The organism is Streptomyces abyssalis (genome assembly GCF_001751365.1).
Lineage (GTDB): Bacteria > Actinomycetota > Actinomycetes > Streptomycetales > Streptomycetaceae > Streptomyces > Streptomyces abyssalis.
On record NZ_LJGT01000039.1, the window covers coordinates 86,554 to 104,791 of the forward strand.

General features: G+C 70.1%; 13 protein-coding genes and 1 tRNA gene. 6 read left to right on the forward strand and 8 right to left on the reverse strand.

The window, feature by feature from the left end; genetic code table 11:
• Positions 1-4: 4 nt before the first annotated feature.
• Positions 5-802 (reverse strand): SAM-dependent methyltransferase, encoded by a 798-nt coding sequence (locus tag AN215_RS14775; protein ID WP_070013463.1) that lies wholly within the window; start codon positions 800-802, stop codon positions 5-7.
• Between the two features lie 178 nt (positions 803-980).
• Between AN215_RS14775 and AN215_RS14780 the strand changes: the two genes are divergently transcribed.
• On the forward strand, positions 981-2,588 hold the full coding sequence (locus AN215_RS14780) for an MFS transporter (RefSeq protein WP_079123059.1): 1,608 nt from the start codon (positions 981-983) through the stop codon (positions 2,586-2,588).
• A gap of 330 nt (positions 2,589-2,918) precedes the next feature.
• Here AN215_RS14780 and AN215_RS14785 read toward each other — a convergent pair whose 3' ends face one another.
• Complete coding sequence (locus AN215_RS14785) at positions 2,919-3,821, reverse strand: DMT family transporter (RefSeq protein WP_070013932.1); 903 nt, start codon at positions 3,819-3,821, stop codon at positions 2,919-2,921.
• 267 nt (positions 3,822-4,088) lie between these two features.
• Between AN215_RS14785 and AN215_RS14790 the strand changes: the two genes are divergently transcribed.
• Positions 4,089-4,415, forward strand: coding sequence for a hypothetical protein (locus AN215_RS14790; protein ID WP_070013461.1), 327 nt, complete (start codon positions 4,089-4,091; stop codon positions 4,413-4,415).
• A gap of 279 nt (positions 4,416-4,694) precedes the next feature.
• Positions 4,695-7,127: a SpoIIE family protein phosphatase gene (locus tag AN215_RS14795; protein ID WP_070013460.1), complete on the forward strand. Its 2,433-nt coding sequence runs from the start codon at positions 4,695-4,697 to the stop codon at positions 7,125-7,127.
• Between the two features lie 137 nt (positions 7,128-7,264).
• Here AN215_RS14795 and AN215_RS14800 read toward each other — a convergent pair whose 3' ends face one another.
• The gene (locus AN215_RS14800; RefSeq protein WP_070013459.1) at positions 7,265-7,690 is read right to left on the reverse strand and encodes an LAETG motif-containing sortase-dependent surface protein; all 426 of its coding nucleotides are present in this window, start codon (positions 7,688-7,690) and stop codon (positions 7,265-7,267) included.
• Positions 7,691-8,044: 354 nt separating this feature from the next.
• Positions 8,045-8,130: transfer RNA gene (locus tag AN215_RS14805), tRNA-Leu, on the reverse strand.
• A 464-nt stretch (positions 8,131-8,594) separates the two neighbouring features.
• Here AN215_RS14805 and AN215_RS14810 point away from each other — a divergent pair.
• Together AN215_RS14810 and AN215_RS14815 are read left to right on the forward strand one after the other, a co-directional pair.
• Positions 8,595-9,386, forward strand: a complete 792-nt coding sequence (locus tag AN215_RS14810) for an ABC transporter ATP-binding protein (protein ID WP_070013458.1) — start codon at positions 8,595-8,597, stop codon at positions 9,384-9,386.
• Positions 9,387-9,503: 117 nt separating this feature from the next.
• Positions 9,504-12,059 (forward strand): ABC transporter permease, encoded by a 2,556-nt coding sequence (locus AN215_RS14815; protein ID WP_070013457.1) that lies wholly within the window; start codon positions 9,504-9,506, stop codon positions 12,057-12,059.
• 155 nt (positions 12,060-12,214) lie between these two features.
• On the opposite strand, the gene AN215_RS14820 is transcribed toward AN215_RS14815, so the two are convergent.
• Genes AN215_RS14820 through AN215_RS14835 form a run of 4 tightly spaced genes read right to left on the reverse strand, consistent with a single transcriptional unit; the run spans position 12,215 to position 16,754 of the window.
• Positions 12,215-13,411 (reverse strand): Gfo/Idh/MocA family protein, encoded by a 1,197-nt coding sequence (locus AN215_RS14820; RefSeq protein ID WP_070013456.1) that lies wholly within the window; start codon positions 13,409-13,411, stop codon positions 12,215-12,217.
• Positions 13,412-13,469: 58 nt separating this feature from the next.
• Complete coding sequence (locus tag AN215_RS14825; protein WP_420856236.1) at positions 13,470-14,825, reverse strand: ABC transporter substrate-binding protein; 1,356 nt, start codon at positions 14,823-14,825, stop codon at positions 13,470-13,472.
• A gap of 44 nt (positions 14,826-14,869) precedes the next feature.
• A complete protein-coding gene (locus AN215_RS14830; protein ID WP_070013455.1) occupies positions 14,870-15,817 on the reverse strand; it encodes a carbohydrate ABC transporter permease in 948 nt (315 codons plus the stop codon).
• Positions 15,818-15,845: 28 nt separating this feature from the next.
• A complete protein-coding gene (locus AN215_RS14835; protein ID WP_245694502.1) occupies positions 15,846-16,754 on the reverse strand; it encodes a carbohydrate ABC transporter permease in 909 nt (302 codons plus the stop codon).
• 207 nt (positions 16,755-16,961) lie between these two features.
• Between AN215_RS14835 and AN215_RS14840 the strand changes: the two genes are divergently transcribed.
• The gene (locus AN215_RS14840) at positions 16,962-18,155 is read left to right on the forward strand and encodes an ROK family transcriptional regulator (RefSeq protein ID WP_245694503.1); all 1,194 of its coding nucleotides are present in this window, start codon (positions 16,962-16,964) and stop codon (positions 18,153-18,155) included.
• Positions 18,156-18,238 lie beyond the last annotated feature (83 nt).

Consider the following 18,238-nt stretch of genomic DNA (forward strand, 5'->3'; position numbering starts at 1 on the left):
GGAGTCAGGGCTTCCGCGCGACCCCCGCGTGGATCAGCGCCCTGTGGTCCGGGATCTGCGGCCCCTGTCCGTCGGGACGCCAGCGCGTCACGGGCACCAGGCCGGGCTCCAGGAGCTCCAGCCCGTCGAAGAAGGCGAGGACCGCCTCGTGCGAACGGGCCTGCCCGTCGCTGACGTTGGAACGGTAGAAGTGCGCGGCCTGCTCGGCCTTGTCGGGTTCGGCGGTGTCCGACGTGCCGTGGGAGAGCACGAGATGACTGCCGGAGGGCAGCGGCTCCATCAGCTCCCGCACGATCCCGTACGCGGCCTCGTCGTCGGCGACGAAGTGCAGCAGGGCGACGAGCGACAGCGCGACGGGACGGTCCAGGTCGAGCGTCCCGCGCACCTCCGGCGAGGCGAGCAGCGCCGCGGGCTCGGTGACGTCGGCGTGCAGATACGCGGTACGGCCCTCGGACGCCGAGCTCAGCAGCGCCTGCGCGTACTGCAGGACGATGGGGTCGTTGTCCGCGTAGACCACACGGCACTCCGGGGCCTCCGCCTGGGCGACCTGATGAAGATTCGGTTCCGTGGGGATGCCGGTTCCGATGTCGAGGAACTGCCGGATGCCTGCCTCACGCGCCAGATGACGCGTCGCCCGGTGCATGAACGCGCGGTTGGCGGCGACCAGTTCACGCACGCCCGGCCACATCTGCTCGAAGCGTTCCCCGGCCGCGGCGTCGACCTCGTAGTTGTTCTTGCCGCCGAGCCAGTAGTCGTAGACACGTGCCGAGTGCGGCTTACCGGTGTCGATCTCGGGATTCACGGCGGTCTCCTCACGGGCCGGGCGCGGCCCCCGTCCGCACGGGGACCGGTCTCGTCGCTCTCCGGCAGGGTCTGGCCGGAGTTTATGCCCGCGGCAGCGCCGGGAAACGACGGATTCCGGACTCCGGCACGCTTCCCGTCCTGCGGGGTACCCGCCGCCACGACCGCCGCGATCCGGCATGAGCGGAGCGACCGGTCCGACCCCGTGCGACGCGGTGCGACCGGCGCGCGTGCGGAGACGGGGAGCCAGGAGCGGAGGAGGGTCATTGCCCGGAGCGAGTTCGTCCGCCGGCTCGGAGCCCTGCTCGCGCTCGCGGCGCTGGAAGGCGCTGGCCGTCTGTCTCGTCGCGGGATTCATGACGCTGCTGGACGTCTCGATCGTCAACGTGGCCCTCCCGTCGGTACGCGAGGGCCTGCACACCACCGAGTCCGAACTGCAGTGGGTGATCTCGGGCTACGCCCTCTCCTTCGGCCTCTTCCTCGTCCCCGCCGGACGGCTGGGCGACGCCCGCGGCCGCCGCCGCCTCTTCATGGCCGGTCTGGCGCTGTTCACGCTCGCCTCCGCCGGATGCGGAGCCGCCCGTACGAGCACATGGCTCGTGGCCGCGCGGCTGGTGCAGGGCCTGGGCGGCGGGATGATCGCGCCGCAGATCTCCGCGCTGATCCAGCAGATGTTCTCCGGGAGGGAGCGGAGCAGGGCGTTCGGCATGTTCGGCACGGTCGTCGGCTTCTCCACGGCCGTGGGGCCCCTGCTGGGCGGTGTGATCATCCAGGTCGCCGGTGCGGCAGACGGCTGGCGCTGGGTGTTCTACGTCAATCTCCCGACCGGCGTGGTCTGCCTGCTGCTCGCCCGACGGCTGCTCCCCGACACCCCGGGCGCGGGGAGGCGGAAGTGGACGCGGAGCCTCGACCCGGTGGGGGTCGCGCTGCTGGGCGCCGCGGTACTGGCGGTGCTGCTGCCCTTCGTCCAGGCCCAGCAGTGGCGCGGCAGCGGCAAATGGCTGCTGCTGGCCGCCGCGGCGCTGCTGCTGTGGTGCTTCGTACGGTGGGAGTCACGCTGCCCCCGGCGGGAGACGGAGCCGGTGGTGTCGCTCTCGCTGTTCCGCATCCGTTCGTACTGGACGGGCTGCCTGCTGATCCTCTTCCACTTCGCGGGCTTCACATCGATCTTCTTCATCACCACGCTCTATCTGCAGAGCGGGCTGCGCTACAGCGCGCTCCAGGCGGGGCTCGTCATCACGCCGTTCGCGCTCGGGTCGGGGGCCGCCTCGCAACTCGGCGGACGTTACGTGGACCGGTACGGGCGCGGCCTCGTGGCCTGCGGGCTCGCGCTGACGGCAGGCGGGCTGGCCGGGACCGCGATCACAGCACACCAGGTCGACGGGCCCGGCACGGCCTGGTACCTGATGGCGCCGCTGCTGGTCGCCGGGGTGGGCACGGGGCTCGTCATCGCCCCGAACCAGGCCCTCACCCTGGCCCGGGTGCCGGTCGCCCGGGGCGGGAGCGCGGCCGGCGTGCTGCAGACCGGGCAGCGCATCGGGGCCGCGGTCGGCATCGCTGGTGTCGGCTCGCTCTTCTTCACCCGGCTGGGCGCGAGCAACGGCGCCCCGGGCCCCGCCGACTGGCGCACGGCGTACCAGCACGGGCTGATGCTCTCCGTCGCCTTCGTACTGGTCGCCCTGGCGGCGGCTCTGGCCGACGTGTGGACGGACCGCAGCGCGGCCAGGGCCGCGCGCGCGGCACAGCGGCGCGGCCCGCCTGCCCGCCCGGACCGCCGCCGGCGCTGACACGGCCCGGCGTCCCGTCCGGCGCCGGGCGTGCCACGCGGCGGTTCCGGGGTGTCCCGGCCGCGGGGCGGGAGCCCGAAGCCCGGAGACCGGGGGCGAGGGAGGGGCGCTGCCCTCTCCCTGGCCCGCGCCGGGGGCAGCCGGCAGGTGGCGGCGTGCGGGAGGCACGGGCCGCCGGACGTCGCATCAGTACGTCGACCACGTCGACACGTCGACGAAGAACTCGGCGTACTCACCGGTGCCGCCCGTGGGGCGGTCGGGCGCCTTCCCGCGCGGTCCGGACCGGACCGGTGCCGGAACAGTGCGGCGAGAACGCGGGGCCGCGCCCCGCTACCGCGGGCTGCCGCTGTCGTCGAGTGCCGGCTCCTCGCCCGAGGGGCCCGCCGTGCCCGTCGGCATCGCGGGGTGGCGTCCCAGGATGAAGACGCCGCCCACCGCGGCACCCAGCCCGAGGATCTCCCCGACGATCGCCAGCGGGGTCACCCGTACCGTGTCGCCGAGGAATCCGATCCCGCACACGATCGCCGAGAGCGGCTCCGCCGCCGTCAGCGCGGGCAGGGACTGCCGCAGAGGCCCGGCTTCGAAGGCGCTCTGCACGAGCACCAGTCCCACGACGGCGGAGGAGACGATTACGTACGGCTGCCAGCTCGTGACGAGCCCTACCAGGCCGGATTCGCTGAAGACGATGCTGGCCTCGCGGGTCAGGGCGTCCTGGACTCCGTAGAGCACCCCTGCCGCACCGGCCAGCAGCGGTGGCTCCTCGGTCAGGCGCAGACGGCGGGCGACCACGACCATCACCATGGCCACCGCCACCACCGACCCCAGCACGAACCACCGCCGCAGCGCGCCGATCTGGACGTCGTCGGTGCCCTCCGGGGACCCCGCCGCCACGAACGCGGCCACGCCTCCGCTGAGGAGCACCACGCCCGCCCAGCCGGTTCTCCCCAGCCGCTGCCCGCTGATCCGCCGTGCCAGCGCCATCGCGAACAGCAGATTGGTGGCCAGCAGCGGCGCGACCCGCGAGACGTCGCCCTGGGACAGCGCCAGTGCGCTGAGAAGCTGGCCGATCACCATGAAGCCGATGCCCAGCAGCCACCGCGGAACCTTCATCAGGTCGAGCAACAGCCGGAACGAGAGGATGTCGGCGAGGGGAGCGCGCGCGGCGGCCTCCTGCTGCAGTACGTACCCGAGGCCCAGAAAACAGGCCCCGACCAGGCCGTACACATAGACCATGATCGGCATGCCACTCCACGGCGCTTGAGCAGGCCCCGCGGTGCTCGCCGAGGGCCGTCCGGATCAGGCGGGTCTGTCTGACAAGAGTCAGCATCTCCTATATGCACCGATACCGGAGGGCGGGAGGGGCGGACCTGACCTCGTATGTACGGACGCGCACCGGCCGTGCGGGTGCCCGATGGCCGGAATGGCCGCATCGGGGAACGCCGCCGACGTCGCTTCGGCAACAGCCGCACTACGCGCGTCCGTGCTGAATAGCGTTGGGCCATGAGCCTGATGACCGAGGGAGAGGCACCTGGCCCGGTGCGGTTCTACCTGGCCTGTGACGACATCGGCTGCCCTGCTCGTGCCGTGTTCGACCTGGTGATCCACGAGTCTCCCCCGCCGATCGAGGAGGACCTCTTCGGGCACATCCTGCACAGCAGCGCCCGTGCGGCCCCGTACATCGAGGAGCAGGGCTGGACGTTCACGCAGGGAATCGGCTATTGGTGCCCGACCTGCTCCAAGCCGAGGTCCGAGCGGCCCGCCCCGCCCAGGCCGGGGCGCCGCCACATCGCACGGCGTCAGCGGCGGGACCCGCGAGGCCCGCAGTAGTACGACGGCAGGAGGCCGCCGCCACCACGTGCCCAACGGGACCGGTCCCGCGCGGCGCCCCGTACCGGTGACACGGGCGGGCCCGGCCACATGCGCGCGCCGGTGCGCCCCCGCAGCCACCGCGTGCGCCCGCGAATTCCGGCCTTTCCCGCCCGCGAGGCACGCTCCCCGCTTCGATGTCCCGCTTTGGTCACAGCTGCACCCCTCTGCCCGCTGCGGTTGTATCTGTTCCCGTATGGATCGACCCTGTAAGAAACGTATCCGGGCTGGATTGGTGCCATGAATGCGTGGAGCGAGGCCGAGACCGTCGACTTGCGTGGGCCACTCGACGTCACGAGTGCGGCCACGGTGCTGCTCGACAGCGAGAGCGTGGTCATCGGGTGGAGCGAAGCCGCCGAAGACCTCTTCGGCTATGAACCCCGCGAGATCCTGGGCCGGCCGCTCGAAACGCTGATAGTGGGTCGTACGGCCCAGGTACAGCCGTTCATCGAGCTCCTCGACCGGCCCGTCAGTGCGGCCTGCCGCAGTGAGGCCTCCGTCGCCCGGCACCGGGACGGCCACCGCATCGAGCTGGCGACGACGATCTGCTCCCTGGCGGGGCCGGACGGAGCCCCCCAGATCATGGTCGCGGCCCCCCTGGAACCGCTGCGTTCCTGGGAGGCACACCAGGCCATGCTGCGCGGCCTCGCGACACAGTCCCCGATCGGCCTGGGCATCTACGACACCGACCTGCGGTTGACCTGGATAAACGCCAAGTATCAGAGCGAAATAGACCGCAAGTTCAGCGAGTACGCGGGCAAGCGCGTGAACGAGCTCTACGACGGCGGCGAGGTGATCTCGGAAGGGCATCCGCCACGGCTCGAAGACGTCATGCAGTCCGTGATCGACACGGGCGAGCCGGTGTTCGGGCTGCTCTACGAGGCACGGCCGCCCGCCGACCCGGAGCACGACCACGTCTGGTCGTGCGCGTACTACCGGCTCACGGACGCCGACGGCCACGTGATCGGTGTCTGCGAGGACGCCCTCGACATCACCGAGCGCTACCGCGCGCAGCAGCGGCTCGCGCTGACAGTGCGCGCGGGCGTCCGCATCGGCACCACCCTCGACATGATCACCACCTGTAGGGAGATCGCCGAAGTGGCCATCCCCGCCTTCGCCGACAGCGTCGCGGTGGACCTGGTCGAGGGCGTGCTGGAGGGCGAGGAGCCCCGTCTGCACGGTGAGACCCAGTCGCTCATAAGGGTGGTGGAACGCTTCGGCACCCCGTACGCGCACGCCGGGAGCGAGGACGCGCCTTCCGCGGGTCCCTACCCGGTCGAGTACGAGACCGGGTCGCCGCAGATGACCTCGCTGGTGTCCCGCAAAGCCGTCACCCTCGACGGCGGGCGCCGGGCGGAGACGGACGAGGGGGAGGAGACAGGCGCCCACTCCACGCTCGCGGTGCCCCTCCGCGCGAGGGGCACCACGATGGGCCTGGTCACCTTCCTGCGCAGCGACAACCCCGCCCCTTTCGAAAACGAGGAACTCGCCCTCGCCAACGAGCTGGCCACCCGCACCGCGCTCTCCATCGACAACGCCCGCCGCTACACGCGCGAGCGCGCGTCCGCGCTGACGCTGCAGCGCAACCTGCTGCCCCGTGGGCTACCGGAGCAGTCAGCCGTCGACGTGGCGCACCGTTATCTGCCGTCCGACATCGGACTGGGCGTCGGCGGCGACTGGTTCGACGTGATCGCCCTCTCCGGCACTCGCGTGGGCATGGTCGTCGGCGACGTGGTGGGGCACGGCGTGAACGCCGCCGCCACGATGGGCCGTCTGCGTACCACCGTCAGGGCGCTGGCCCGGCTGGATCTCTCCCCGGACGAGCTGCTCTCCCGCCTCGACGACCTCGTGCTCCAGGGCGCCGAGGACCAGGAAGCGGGTGCTGTCCCGGCCACCGACGAGGGGCTGGGCGTCGCCTGCCTCTACGCCGTGTACGACCCGGTCTCGCGGAAGTGCACCGCCGCCCGCGCGGGCCATCCCCCGGCCGCCAGCGTCGATCCCGAGGGCAACTTCAAGCTGCTCGACATTCCGCCGGGCCCTCCGCTGGGTGTGGGCGGTCTGCCGTTCGAGTCGATGGAGATCGAGCTGCCCGAGGGCAGTCTCCTCGCGCTCTTCACGGGGGGTCTCGTCCAGGACCGGGACCGCGACATCGACACCGGGGTCGCGAAGCTCAAGGGCGTGCTCACCGACCGCGAGAGCACGCTGGAGGAGCTGTGCGACCGGGCCCTGAGCGAGCTTCAGCCCGACGGCCCGGCCACCGACGACGCCGCCCTGCTCCTGGCCCGTACGCATGAACTGGGAGCGGACCAGGTCATCGGCTGGGAGCTGGACGCCGAACCCAGCTCGGTCTCCCGGGCACGGACACTGGTCCTCGACCAGCTCGCCGAATGGGACCTGGACGAGCTGGGGTTCAGCACCGAACTCGTCGTCAGCGAACTGGTCACCAACGCCGTACGGCACGCGGTCGGTCCGGTCTATCTGCGGCTGATCCGGGACCGCAGCCTGCACTGCGAGGTCTCCGACAAGGGCCACACCTCGCCCAATCTCCGGCACAGCGCGACCGACGACGAGGGTGGCCGGGGCCTGTTCATCGTGGCGCAGATGGTGCAGCGCTGGGGCACCCGCTACACACCGACGGGCAAGACGATCTGGACGGAACAGGCGCTGCCCTGACCGGACTTGGCGGGCGGGCGGGCGCGGGCGCCGCCGGGCGAACGGCCGCTGCCCGTGCTGCCGTGCCGGTCCGGGCCGGGACCAGCACGGCAGCCCGCGCCGCAGCCCGCGCCATGACGGCCGGGCTGCTGGAGCGGTCAGCTGTCGACGCGCCGTCGACGTGTCGCCGCCAGCACACCCGCGCCCGCGACGAGCACCAGGCCACCGCCGGCCGCGATGTACGGCGTCACACTGTCCCCGCCCGTGTCCGCGAGGTTGCCGCCGTCCTTCTGCTGGGCGGGCTTCCCGGCCGCGGCCTCGTCGTCGGAGTCGCCCTCGCCGCGGTCCTCGGCAGGAACGAAGTCGCTCGGCGGCTGGTCGCAGCCGATCCCGTCGCCGTCGCGGTCCAGGTGCTTCCCGTAGTGCTCGTCGCCCTTCGGGATGTCCGAGTACCCGGCCTCATAGGCGGCGGGGCAGTTCTCGAACGGGTGCTCTCCATCGTGGGCGAGTGCGGTGGCCGGGGCGAGCGCCATCCCCAGGGCGGCGGCTGTGACGACCACGGCGGCCGATGTACGGATCTTCATGGTTCTCCGTGTGTTGAGGGTGTGTGCGAGGGGTGGCGATGTTGTGACTCGCCGCCGTGGTCATTGGTTGTAAGGCTTTTCGGATGTGTTCCTGAATGCCCGCTCTCTTATGACATGTGTTCAACTTGCGGGCTGCTGCTGCGGGTTCGGCGTCGCGGCGTCCGGTGTCCGGCCGTGCTGCGTGGCGTCTTCCTGCGCCCATCGGCGCTCCACGGCGCGCGCCGTGGTCTCCCGGGTTCGGCGGTGCCGGTCAGGGGGCTTGCGCACGTCGGCGCAGCCGCGGTGTTCCCACGCTCGCGGCAGCCTGCTCCCGGCTCCGCCCGACGGCCATGCAGGTCAGCTACCTGAAATGGGTGGTGCCCGGAGCCGGACTTGAACCGGCACGGCCCTCAGGGCCAACGAGGTTTAAGCTCGTCGTGTCTACATTCCACCATCCGGGCACCGGCTCCAGGTCCGCTCGCCGGTTACTCAGCGCACGGGTTCCTATACCCCAGGGTGCAGGTAGAGCCTATCCAGCGTCAGGCCCCCAACTGCGGGGCGCCGACCCGATGTTGTCTTATTTTATGGGCAACTGACGACGCGTCAGTACCGCGTCTCCCACTTCGGAGCGTCGCTCCGATCACGTCACTGGCTCGGGAAATGACGGAAAGTCGCCGTCCGGACACTGGAATTCTTCTTCCGCCGGCGGGAGCGTCACCGGGCCCCGGGGGGAGCACCGCCGGCACCCGCCGCCCCCGTCCCGGGCTCAGGGGCGCAGTCATACCCAGGGATGAGCGCGAGATCCGGCAGTACCTCGGAAGGCTGGCCCGGATACGGGTACGGAGGGTGATCCGCGGGGGCGCACGGAAGGACAGCATGGTGTGGTCCCGAGTTCCGTACACCGTCCCGACAGGAGCGCACCTCCGTGACCACCACCTACACCTCCCGCGTACCGGATGCCGCATCAGCACCCGCCGGGGTCGCCGCGGCGCGCGCCACGGACCTCTCCAAGGTCTACGGGCAGGGCGAGACCAAGGTGGTCGCCCTGGACCGCGTCTCCGTCGACTTCCGCAGGGCCGAATTCACCGCGATCATGGGGCCGTCGGGCTCCGGCAAGTCGACGCTGATGCACTGCATGGCCGGCCTCGACTCGGTCTCCAGCGGCAGCGCCCTGATCGGTGACACCGAACTGACCACGCTCAAGGACAAGAAGCTGACGAAGCTCCGCCGTGACCGGATCGGCTTCATCTTCCAGGCGTACAACCTGCTGCCGACGCTCAACGCCCTGGAGAACATCACGCTCCCGCTCGACATCGCCGGCCGCAAGGCCGACAAGGCGTGGCTCGACCGCGTCATCGAGACCGTGGGTCTCTCCGGCAGGCTCAACCACCGTCCGAGCCAGCTCTCCGGGGGTCAGCAGCAGCGCGTCGCGGTGGCCCGTGCGCTCGCGAGCAGGCCGGAGATCATCTTCGGGGACGAGCCGACCGGCAATCTCGACTCCCGCGCCGGTGCCGAGGTGCTGGGCTTCCTGCGCAACTCCGTACGGGAGTTGGGCCAGACCATCGTCATGGTCACGCACGACCCGGTGGCGGCCTCCTACGCGGACCGTGTCGTCTTCCTCGCCGACGGACGCATCGTCGACGACATGTTCGGGCCGACTGCCGAGTCGGTGCTCGAACACATGAAGAGCCTCGACGCCAGGGTGCGTACGAGCTAGCACCCCTCCCGGCAGACATCGCCGGTCACGGCACTACCGCGCCGCGGCATCCGACGGTCGCCGCGAGCCGCAACCGCCAGAGCACGAACCAGACTTCACCACTCCCAGGACTCACCCATGCTCCGTACCGCCTTGCGCAACGTCTTCGCGCACAAGGCCCGGCTGCTGATGACCGTGCTCGCCGTGCTGCTCGGCGTCGCATTCGTCTCCGGCACCCTGGTCTTCACCTCGACCATCTCCGACGCGTACCAGAAGAGTTCGGAGAAGGGCTACAGCAACGTCGACCTCGCCATCGACGCGCCCACGGGCCCTGCCGCCGGCGCCCCCGGCAGCAAGCCCGGTGACGAGAAAGGGCTGACGCAGGCCACTCTCGAGGCGGCCCGCGAACTGCCCGGCACGGAGAGCGCCAGCGGCTCCGTCACCGGCTTCGCCGCGCTCGCCGACAAGAAGGGGAAGCTCATCGGCGAGGGCTGGCAGACCACGGGCGGCAACTACGACGCGGGCCGGGACGGCCGGAGCGAGGACGCCCGCTACCCGATGAAGCAGGGCAGCGCGCCGAAGAACTCCGACGAGGTCGCCATCGACGCCGCGACCGCGGAGCGCGTCGGTTTCGAGGTCGGCGACACCGCCCGCATGTCGGTCGACGGCCCGGTGCTGGAGCAGCGGATCGCCGGCATCTTCAACACCGACGACGGCAACGTGGCCGCGGGCGGAACCCTCGTCCTCTTCGACACACCCACCGCACAGCGGCTCTTCGCTCAGCCGGGACAGTACGACCAGATCACCCTGAAGGCCGCCGACGGCACTTCGCAGAGCGAGCTGAAGTCCCAGGCGAAGGAGCTCCTGCCGGCCGGCGCCGAGGCGGTCACCGGTAAGAAGCTCGCAGCCGACCAGTCCGAGATGATCAAGAAGCGCATGAGCGGGATGCAGACGGCGATGCTCGTCTTCGCCGGCATCTCCCTGTTCGTCGGCATCTTCATCATCGCCAACACCTTCACCATGCTCGTCGCCCAGCGCACCAAGGAGCTGGCGCTGCTGCGGGCGGTCGGCGCGGCCCGCCGCCAGGTGACGCGCTCCGTGCTCATCGAGGCGCTGGCCGTGGGCTCGGTCGCCGCGGTCGCCGGGCTGGGCGCGGGCGTCGGAATCGGTGCCCTGCTGCGTTCGCTCATGGGCAGGCTGGGCGCGACCGTGCCCGACGGGCCGCTCGTCGTCGACGGCACCGCCGTGGCCGTCTCACTCGCCACCGGCATCGTGGTGACCGTCCTGGCCGCCTGGCTGCCGGCCCGCAAGGCCGCGAAGATCCCGCCGGTGGCGGCGATGAGCAGCGTGCACGCGACGGCGACGACGCGTTCGCTGGTCCTCCGCAACACCATCGGTGCGCTGCTGGCCGGCGCGGGCACGGCGCTGGTGCTCCTCGGGGCGGGTATGGACGACCGCGAATCCGCCCAGATCCCGCTCTCGGCCGGTGCCGCGACGCTGCTCATCGGTGTCTTCGTCCTGACGCCGCTGCTGTCGCGGCCGCTGATCGCCGCGGCCGCTCCGCTGACGCGGATCTTCGGGGTCTCGGGCAAGCTCGCGCGTCAGAACTCCGTACGCAATCCGCGTCGTACCGCCGCGACCGCGTCCGCGCTGATGATCGGCCTCACGCTGATCACCGGCATGACGGTGATCGCCGGCAGCGTGCAGCAGGCCATCGAGAAGATGGCCACCGATTCGCTGAAGGCGGACTACACGGTCAGCATGGCCAGCCACACACCGCTCTCTGCCGACGTCGAGCGGAAGCTCGCCCGCGACGACCAGGTCGAAGCGGTCAGTCCGATGCGCAACTCCGCCGCCGAGGTGCGCGGTTCCTCCGCGTTCCTGACGGGCGTCAACGGCGAGTCGATCAGCGACCTGACCGACCTGAACTTCGTCTCCGGCGGCTGGGACGGGCTCTCCGGCAACAAGGCGGTCGTCGACAAGGAGACCGCCAAGGCGGAGGGCTGGAAGACCGGTTCGACCTTCCCCGTCACCTTCGAGGACGGGAAGAAGACCCGGATGACCGTCTCGGGTGTCTACGAGGGCAACGAGATGATCCAGGGCGTCATGGTCGACACCGGCACGCTCGACCCGCACACGCAGCAGATCTCCAGCATGCAGGTGATGGTCAAGACGAAGGACGGCGCGAGCGATTCGGCCAAGGCGTCGCTGGAGAAGGCCCTGGGCAACAACCCTGCCGTGCTCGTGCAGACCAAGCAGGATGTCTCGGACTCCATCGCCAAGGGCTTCACGCTGATGCTCAACGTGCTCTACGGGCTGCTCGCGATGGCCGTGATCGTGGCGGTGCTCGGAGTCGTCAACACCCTGGCCATGTCCGTCTTCGAACGCTCGCAGGAGATCGGGATGCTGCGTGCGATCGGCCTCGACCGGCGGGGCATCAAGCGGATGGTGCGGCTGGAGTCGCTGGTGATCTCGCTCTTCGGCGGGGTGCTGGGAATCGGTCTGGGGGTGTTCTTCGGCTGGGCCGCGGGTGAGATCGTCGGGCTGTCGCTGTCGACGTACTCGCTGGTGCTGCCGTGGGAGCGGATCGGGATCTTCCTCGGGCTCGCGGCGCTCGTGGGCATGCTCGCCGCGCTGTGGCCGGCGCGGCGGGCCGCCAGGCTGAACATGCTCACCGCGATCAAGACGGAGTAGCACGCGCCGCTGTCAGCAGTCACACCGTGGCCCGGCCCTCTTCGGAGGGCCGGGCCACGGTGTTCCGGGCGGGGCGCGCCGGGGATGCCGGGACCCTGATCCGGCAGCCGGAGCGGACCGGGAGCCGGACGTGATCCGGCGGCCGTACGCACCGGTCAGCCGGGGGCGTCTCCGAAGTCGGGGACCGCCAGCCGCTCCCCGCCACGCAGTGCCGACTCGTGCGCGACGATGCCGGGCAGCGTGTAGCGGGCGGAGACCCAGGCGTTGACGGTGGGCATCGTGCGCTCGTTCACGGCGGTGACGAAGTCGTCGGCGAGGAAGTGGTGGCTGCCCTCGTGCCCGTTGGGCGCGTGCGCGAACTCGCCCGGCAGCCGGGCGCGGTCGTGCACGGGCGCCGTGCCGGAGATGAACGCGTCCCGCAGTGCGGGCGAGACGTCCGCGAGCGACGGGTCGTCGGCGGAGAGGGTCGGTACGGCCTGCAGATGCTCCGAGACATCCCGCACTCCCCCCTTGTCCTGCCAGAGGCTGACGGTGGCCAGCTGCTCGAAGCTGCCCTCGGTGCCGAAGAATCGGAACCGGGACTCCCGGATGTGGGACGGGTAACCGACACGTCGGAACTCGTTCGTACGGAACGATCCGCCTCCCGCGACCTCGAAGAGCGCCGTAGCGTTGGAGAGGTCGTTGCCGAACTGGCTGACCTCCCGGTCGAACACGCCGTCGCCCCGCTCGTCACGGACGCCGAGGGCGCTGACGCTCGTCGCGTACGTCTGCCAGGCGCCCAGCACCCCGCCGATGCTGTGTGTCGGGTAGAGCAGCGGCGGATAGCTCGCCGTCTCCTTCCAGCGCTCGCCGCCGCTGTAGCGGTAGGCGTCGTAGAAGCCGAGGTCCATGTCGTGCACGTAGTCGCCCTCGGCGTAGAAGAGGCGGCCGAAGCCCCCGTCGGCGATCTTCTCGCGGGCGTAGACGGTGGCGGGGTTGTAGTGGCTGGTCTCGCCCATCATGTAGGTCAGGCCTGTCTCCTTGACGGCCTCGATGATGGCTGCCGTCTCCTCCTGCGAGACGGCCATGGGCACCGCGGAGTAGACGTGCTTGCCGGCGCGCAGCGCCTGCACGGCCAGCGGCCCGTGGGTCCAGCGCTGGGTGAAGAGGGCCACGGCGTCGACGTCCGATTCGAGCATGTCCTCGAACGAGGGCACGGTGCCCGCCAGTCCTTCCGCGGCGACGAGCCGCTCGGCGCGCTCCGGGAGCAGGTCCGTGACATGTACGGCGCCGACACCGGGGTGCAGCCGGAAGAGCCTTGCGAACGATCCGGCGAACTGTCCGGCGCCGACGATTCCGATGGAGAAGGGCACGGGCGAAAACCTTTCCTGTGCGTGCCGTCGTTGATGAGAGCTCAGCTGCGCTGCTGGCTCAGTCTCTCTGCTGGAAGAGGAAGTTGACCTGCTTGTTCGTCTCTGTGAGAGAGCTCGCCGGTGAATCGCCCGCGTAGATCTCCTCCATGGTGGGGATCATGATCGCGGTGACGTCGGCGGAGTAGTCGGTCACCGGGAAGGAGAAGGTGGTCCCTTCCTCGATGTGGCGGGTGAAAGGCGTCACGTCCAGCCCGTTCTCGCGGTGGGTGGCGACGGCCTTCTTCGTGCCTTCGGGGGTGGCGGGGAAGACCGTCGCGTCCTTGCCCACGATGTTCTGGCACTCGTCGGAGGCGAGGAAGGCGACCCATTTCGCGGCGCCCTTCTTGTTCTTCGCGTCCTTCGGTATGGAGTCCGCGAGACCGCCCATCATCGAAGCGCGCTTGCCCGTGGGGCCCTTCGGGGTCGGCGCTATGCCCAGGTCGACGCCCTTGAGTCCGGCGAACGCACCGAGCTTCCAGGAACCTTCCGTGGCGAGGGCCGCCTTGCCCGAACCGAGCTGCACCTCCGGGTAGTTGGTGTCCGAGTAATCCTCCAGCGGGGCCATGTAGCCCTTCTCGGCGAGCCCGAAATACCAATCGATGGTCTCCTGGAAGCGTTTCTGGTCGTAGTTGTAGCGCTCGCCCCACGGGTTCTTGTCGGTGTAGCTCCAGCCGTTCGAGCCGGTGAAGGCGCTCCACTGTGTCTGTCCGTGGTTCTCCCCGCCGGCGTCGCCCGTGGCCAGGCCGTAGCGCTCGACGTTGTCCTTGTCGAAGCCGGGTTCGTCGCCGCGCTTTCCGTTCGCGTCGACCGTCAGCCTCGCGAGCACCTTCTCGAAGCTGCCGCCGTCCTTGGGGTTCCACTCCAGATCGCGCAGTTCACCGTCGCTGACGCCCGCCGCCCTGGTGATCTTCTTGTTGTAGAAGACGCCGACGGTGTCCCAGTCCTTCGGGGCGCCGTAGCGGTGGCCGTCGCGCCCCATCCAGGGCTTGGCGAGGCCCGGTGCGTAGTCCGACGCCTTGATGCCGCGGGTGGGGCCGAGTTCGTCCAGCGGGCTGAGCACGCCGATCCTCTCGTACTGCGGGAACTTGGCGACGTGGTTGGTGAAGGCGTCCGGCTGGGTGCCCGCGATGAAGCTCGACGTGAGCTTCGTCCAGTAGTAGTCCCATCCGATCTGGGTGATCTTCACGCGGAGCCCGGGGTTCTTCTTGTGGAACTCCCTCGCACACGCCTCGTACGAGGGCTGCTGGGCCGAGTCCCACATCCAGTACGAGACGGTCTTCTTGTCGCCGCCGGGGCCGGCTTGCGGTGCGCAGCCCGCTGCGGGAACGACCAGGGCCAGGGCCGCGAAGGAGGCCGCGCAGGCCATGGCGGACATGCGGCGCCGGGTGCGGCGTGATGCGGTGCTCATCCCACTCTCCTTCACTTGATGCCGCTGAAGCCGATGGAGTTGACGATGCGCTTCGCCAGCAGTGCGAACAGCAGGACCATGGGCAGCGCGGCGACGAACGTGGCCGCCATCAGCCCCGCCCAGTCGGTCCCGTTCTGCGGGGTCTGCGCGCGGAAGATGCTCAGCGCGACGGTGAGCACCCGCGAGCTGTCGCTGTAGGAGACCATCAGCGGCCAGAAGTACTCGTTCCACGCGGTGATGTACGTGAGGATGCTCAGCGTCGCGATGGGCGCCGTGGACATCGGCAGGATCAGCCGGAAGAAGACACGGATCCTCCCCGCCCCGTCGATGAGCGCGGCCTCCTCCACCTCGCTGGATATCCCGAGGAAGAACTGACGCAGGAAGAAGACGGCGAACGGCATCGTCATGAACACCATCGGCATGGTGATGCCGGGCAGGCTGTCCACCAGGCCGGCTTCCTTGATCAGCACGAAGTTCGGCAGGAGCGTGAAGACGGCGGGGATCATGAGGCCGCCCAGCACGAACCCGAACACGGCGTCCCGCCCGCGCCAGCGCAGCCGCGCGAACGCGTAGGCGGCCATCGCTGCGAAGAGCACCTGGCAGAAGGTGACGAGCGTGGCGACCAGGACCGAATTGGCCAGGTAGCGCCAGAAGTCGAGCGAGCCGCCGGCACCTCCCTCCGCGAGTGCCTCCTCGGTGCTCTGCAGTCCGAAGACCCGCAGGAACCCGCCGAGGCTGAAGTCCACCGGGAGCGGTGAGGCCGGATCCTGCGCGAGCGCGGTGTTCGTGGACAGGGCCGTCCTCAGCATCCAGTAGAACGGGAAGAGCGTGATCAGGGTGATCACTGCCATCGCCGCCCAGGCGAGCGCACGCCCCCACGACAGGGGCCGTCGCTCACGCTTCCCGCGGGCCGGTTCCTCGCGGGGCTCCGCCCCGCCGCCGGTCCCGGTGTGCGTCATCGTTGCCGTCACTGCGGACCTTCCCTTCTCAGCCGAGGTCCGACCGGCCGGCGCGCATCAGCCGGTACTGCACGACGGTTATGACGGTCAGTACGAGCATCAGGGCGACGGAGATGGCCGAGGCGTAGCCGAACTGCAGGCGGTCGAACGCGAGGTCGTAGATGTACAGCTGCAGCACGTTGGTGGCGTTGGCGGGCTTGCCGTCGGTGGTGACCGAGACCGTGTCGAACACCTGGAAGGACCCGACCACCGTGATGATCAGGACCAGCGACAGGACGGGCCGCAGCAGCGGCAGCGTGATGGACCGGAACATCCGCCACTCGCTCGCGCCGTCGACGCGGCCCGCCTCGTAGACCGTCGGCGGTATGGACTGCAGGCCCGCGAAGATCAGCAGCGCCGTGTAGCCCACGTGCCGCCACACGTTCACCAGCGCGATCGTCGGTATCGCCCACGAGGCGTCGCCGAAGAAGGCGATCCTGTCGAAGCCGAGCAGTTCGATGACCTCGTTGCCCACGCCGAGCTGCGTGTCGAGGATCCACAGCCACACGATTCCGGCGACGACGTTCGAGACCAGGTACGGCGCGAGGACGATCCCCCGGAGGGCGGTCGAGCGGGTGAGCCGGTGCATCAGCACGGCTATCAGCAGCGCGACGACCGTCTGCACCCCGATGTTGACCACGACGTAGTGCAGCGTCGCGCCCAGCGAGTCCCAGAAGACCGGGTCGTTGACGAGACGGCGGTAGTTGTCGAGCCCCACCCACCTCTCCGCGGAGAGCAGGTCGAAGCTGGTGAAGCTGAGATAGACGCCGCGCAGCGTCGGCCACACCAGGAAGACCAGATAACCGAGCATCGCCGGGGCGATGAACAGCAGGGCGGTACGGGTGTCGCCGGGAGCGCGGCTGCCCGACGGCGGGTGCGCGGTCGTCGGTTTGGTCACGGCCACCGGCAGACCTCCTTGTCCGCTCGTCTTCAGGTGTGGCCACCTCGATGGACTTACTTCTATGTGGAAGTTAATGTGGGTGTCAAGGCGCTTCACATTGGAGATTCTGTGCCGGAACCGAGCATTCATAGTTCCGGACGGAACTTACCCGGCGGCTCGCCTAAGCTGAGACGCCACATCCAAGTACCGTCACGGAGGCTGCGATTGAACGGGTCAAAGGGTTCGAACGGTCCGGGCGACCCGGGAGGCCCGGCCCCGATCTGGCCGCCTCTGACGCCCGCGGAGCGCGCGGTGGCCATCGAGGTGCTGACGAACGGCCCGACGTCCCGCAGTGAGATCGCCCGGCGCCTCGGCATGTCCGGCGGCAGCCTGACCCGCCTCGCGAAGCCGCTGATCGACTCGGGCCTGCTCCTCGAAGGGCTGACCCCGGTCGCCACAGCCGGGCAGGGGCGCCCCGGGCGGCCCCTGGACATCGTCACGGACCCGTGGCACTTCGTCGGTCTGAAGATCACCGGAGAGACGGTCTACGGAGTGGTCACCACGCTGAAGAGCACGGTGGTCAGGCGTGAGGACCGGAAGCTGGGGTCCGCCGAACCTGAGGCCGTCGCCGAGGCAGCTCACTCGATCGTGCGAACGTTCGCCGAGGAGTTCCCCCACCTCGCGGGCATCGGCGTCGGTCTGGCCGGCTCCGTCCGTGAGCGGTCCGTGGCCGTCGACTCGCCGTATCTCGGCTGGAAGGGCGTGTCCTTCGCCCCGCTCCTGGAGGAGCTCACCGGGCTGCCGGTCGTGGTGGAGAACGACTTCGCCGCCCTCGTCGAGGCGGAGACGTGGTTCGGCTCGGGGCGTGGCCTCGACCGCTTCGCGGTCCTCACCATCGGCGCCGGCATCGGATACGGCCTGGTCATCAACGGTGAGCCGGTCCGTCCCTCCGACGGCTACCGCGGCACGGCGGAGCGCTGGATCCTCGACCCCAGCGGCCCGCTGACCCCGCACGGCGAGCGCGGCAGCGCCACCGCGATGCTCACCGTCCAGAGCATCGAGTACCAGGTCCGCGCCGCGACCGGCAGTACGGTCCGCTACGAGGAGATCCTCGACCTCGCCCGCCGGCAGGACCCGGCCGCGTCCCGCGTCATCGGCGAGGCCGCCCGCGCGCTGGGCATCCTCATCGCGAACATCTACAACTTCGCCATGCCGCAGAAGATCCTTCTCGCCGGCGAGGGCGTGGGACTCATGGACGTCGCAGGCAGCGCGGTCCTCGACTCCGTCGACGCCCACCGGAATCCGCACTCCGATCCCGTGAACCTGGAGACGAAGGTCTCCGACTTCCACGACTGGGCACGCGGCGCCGCGGTGCTCGCCATCCAGGTACTCGTGCTCGGCGACGGCGCCGGCGGCTGACGGGGGACGACCGGTGACGAAGGGGGGCCGGCCGGCGGGGCACCGCTCGGAGCGCCCCGCCGCCGGCCGGCCACGGACCGCGC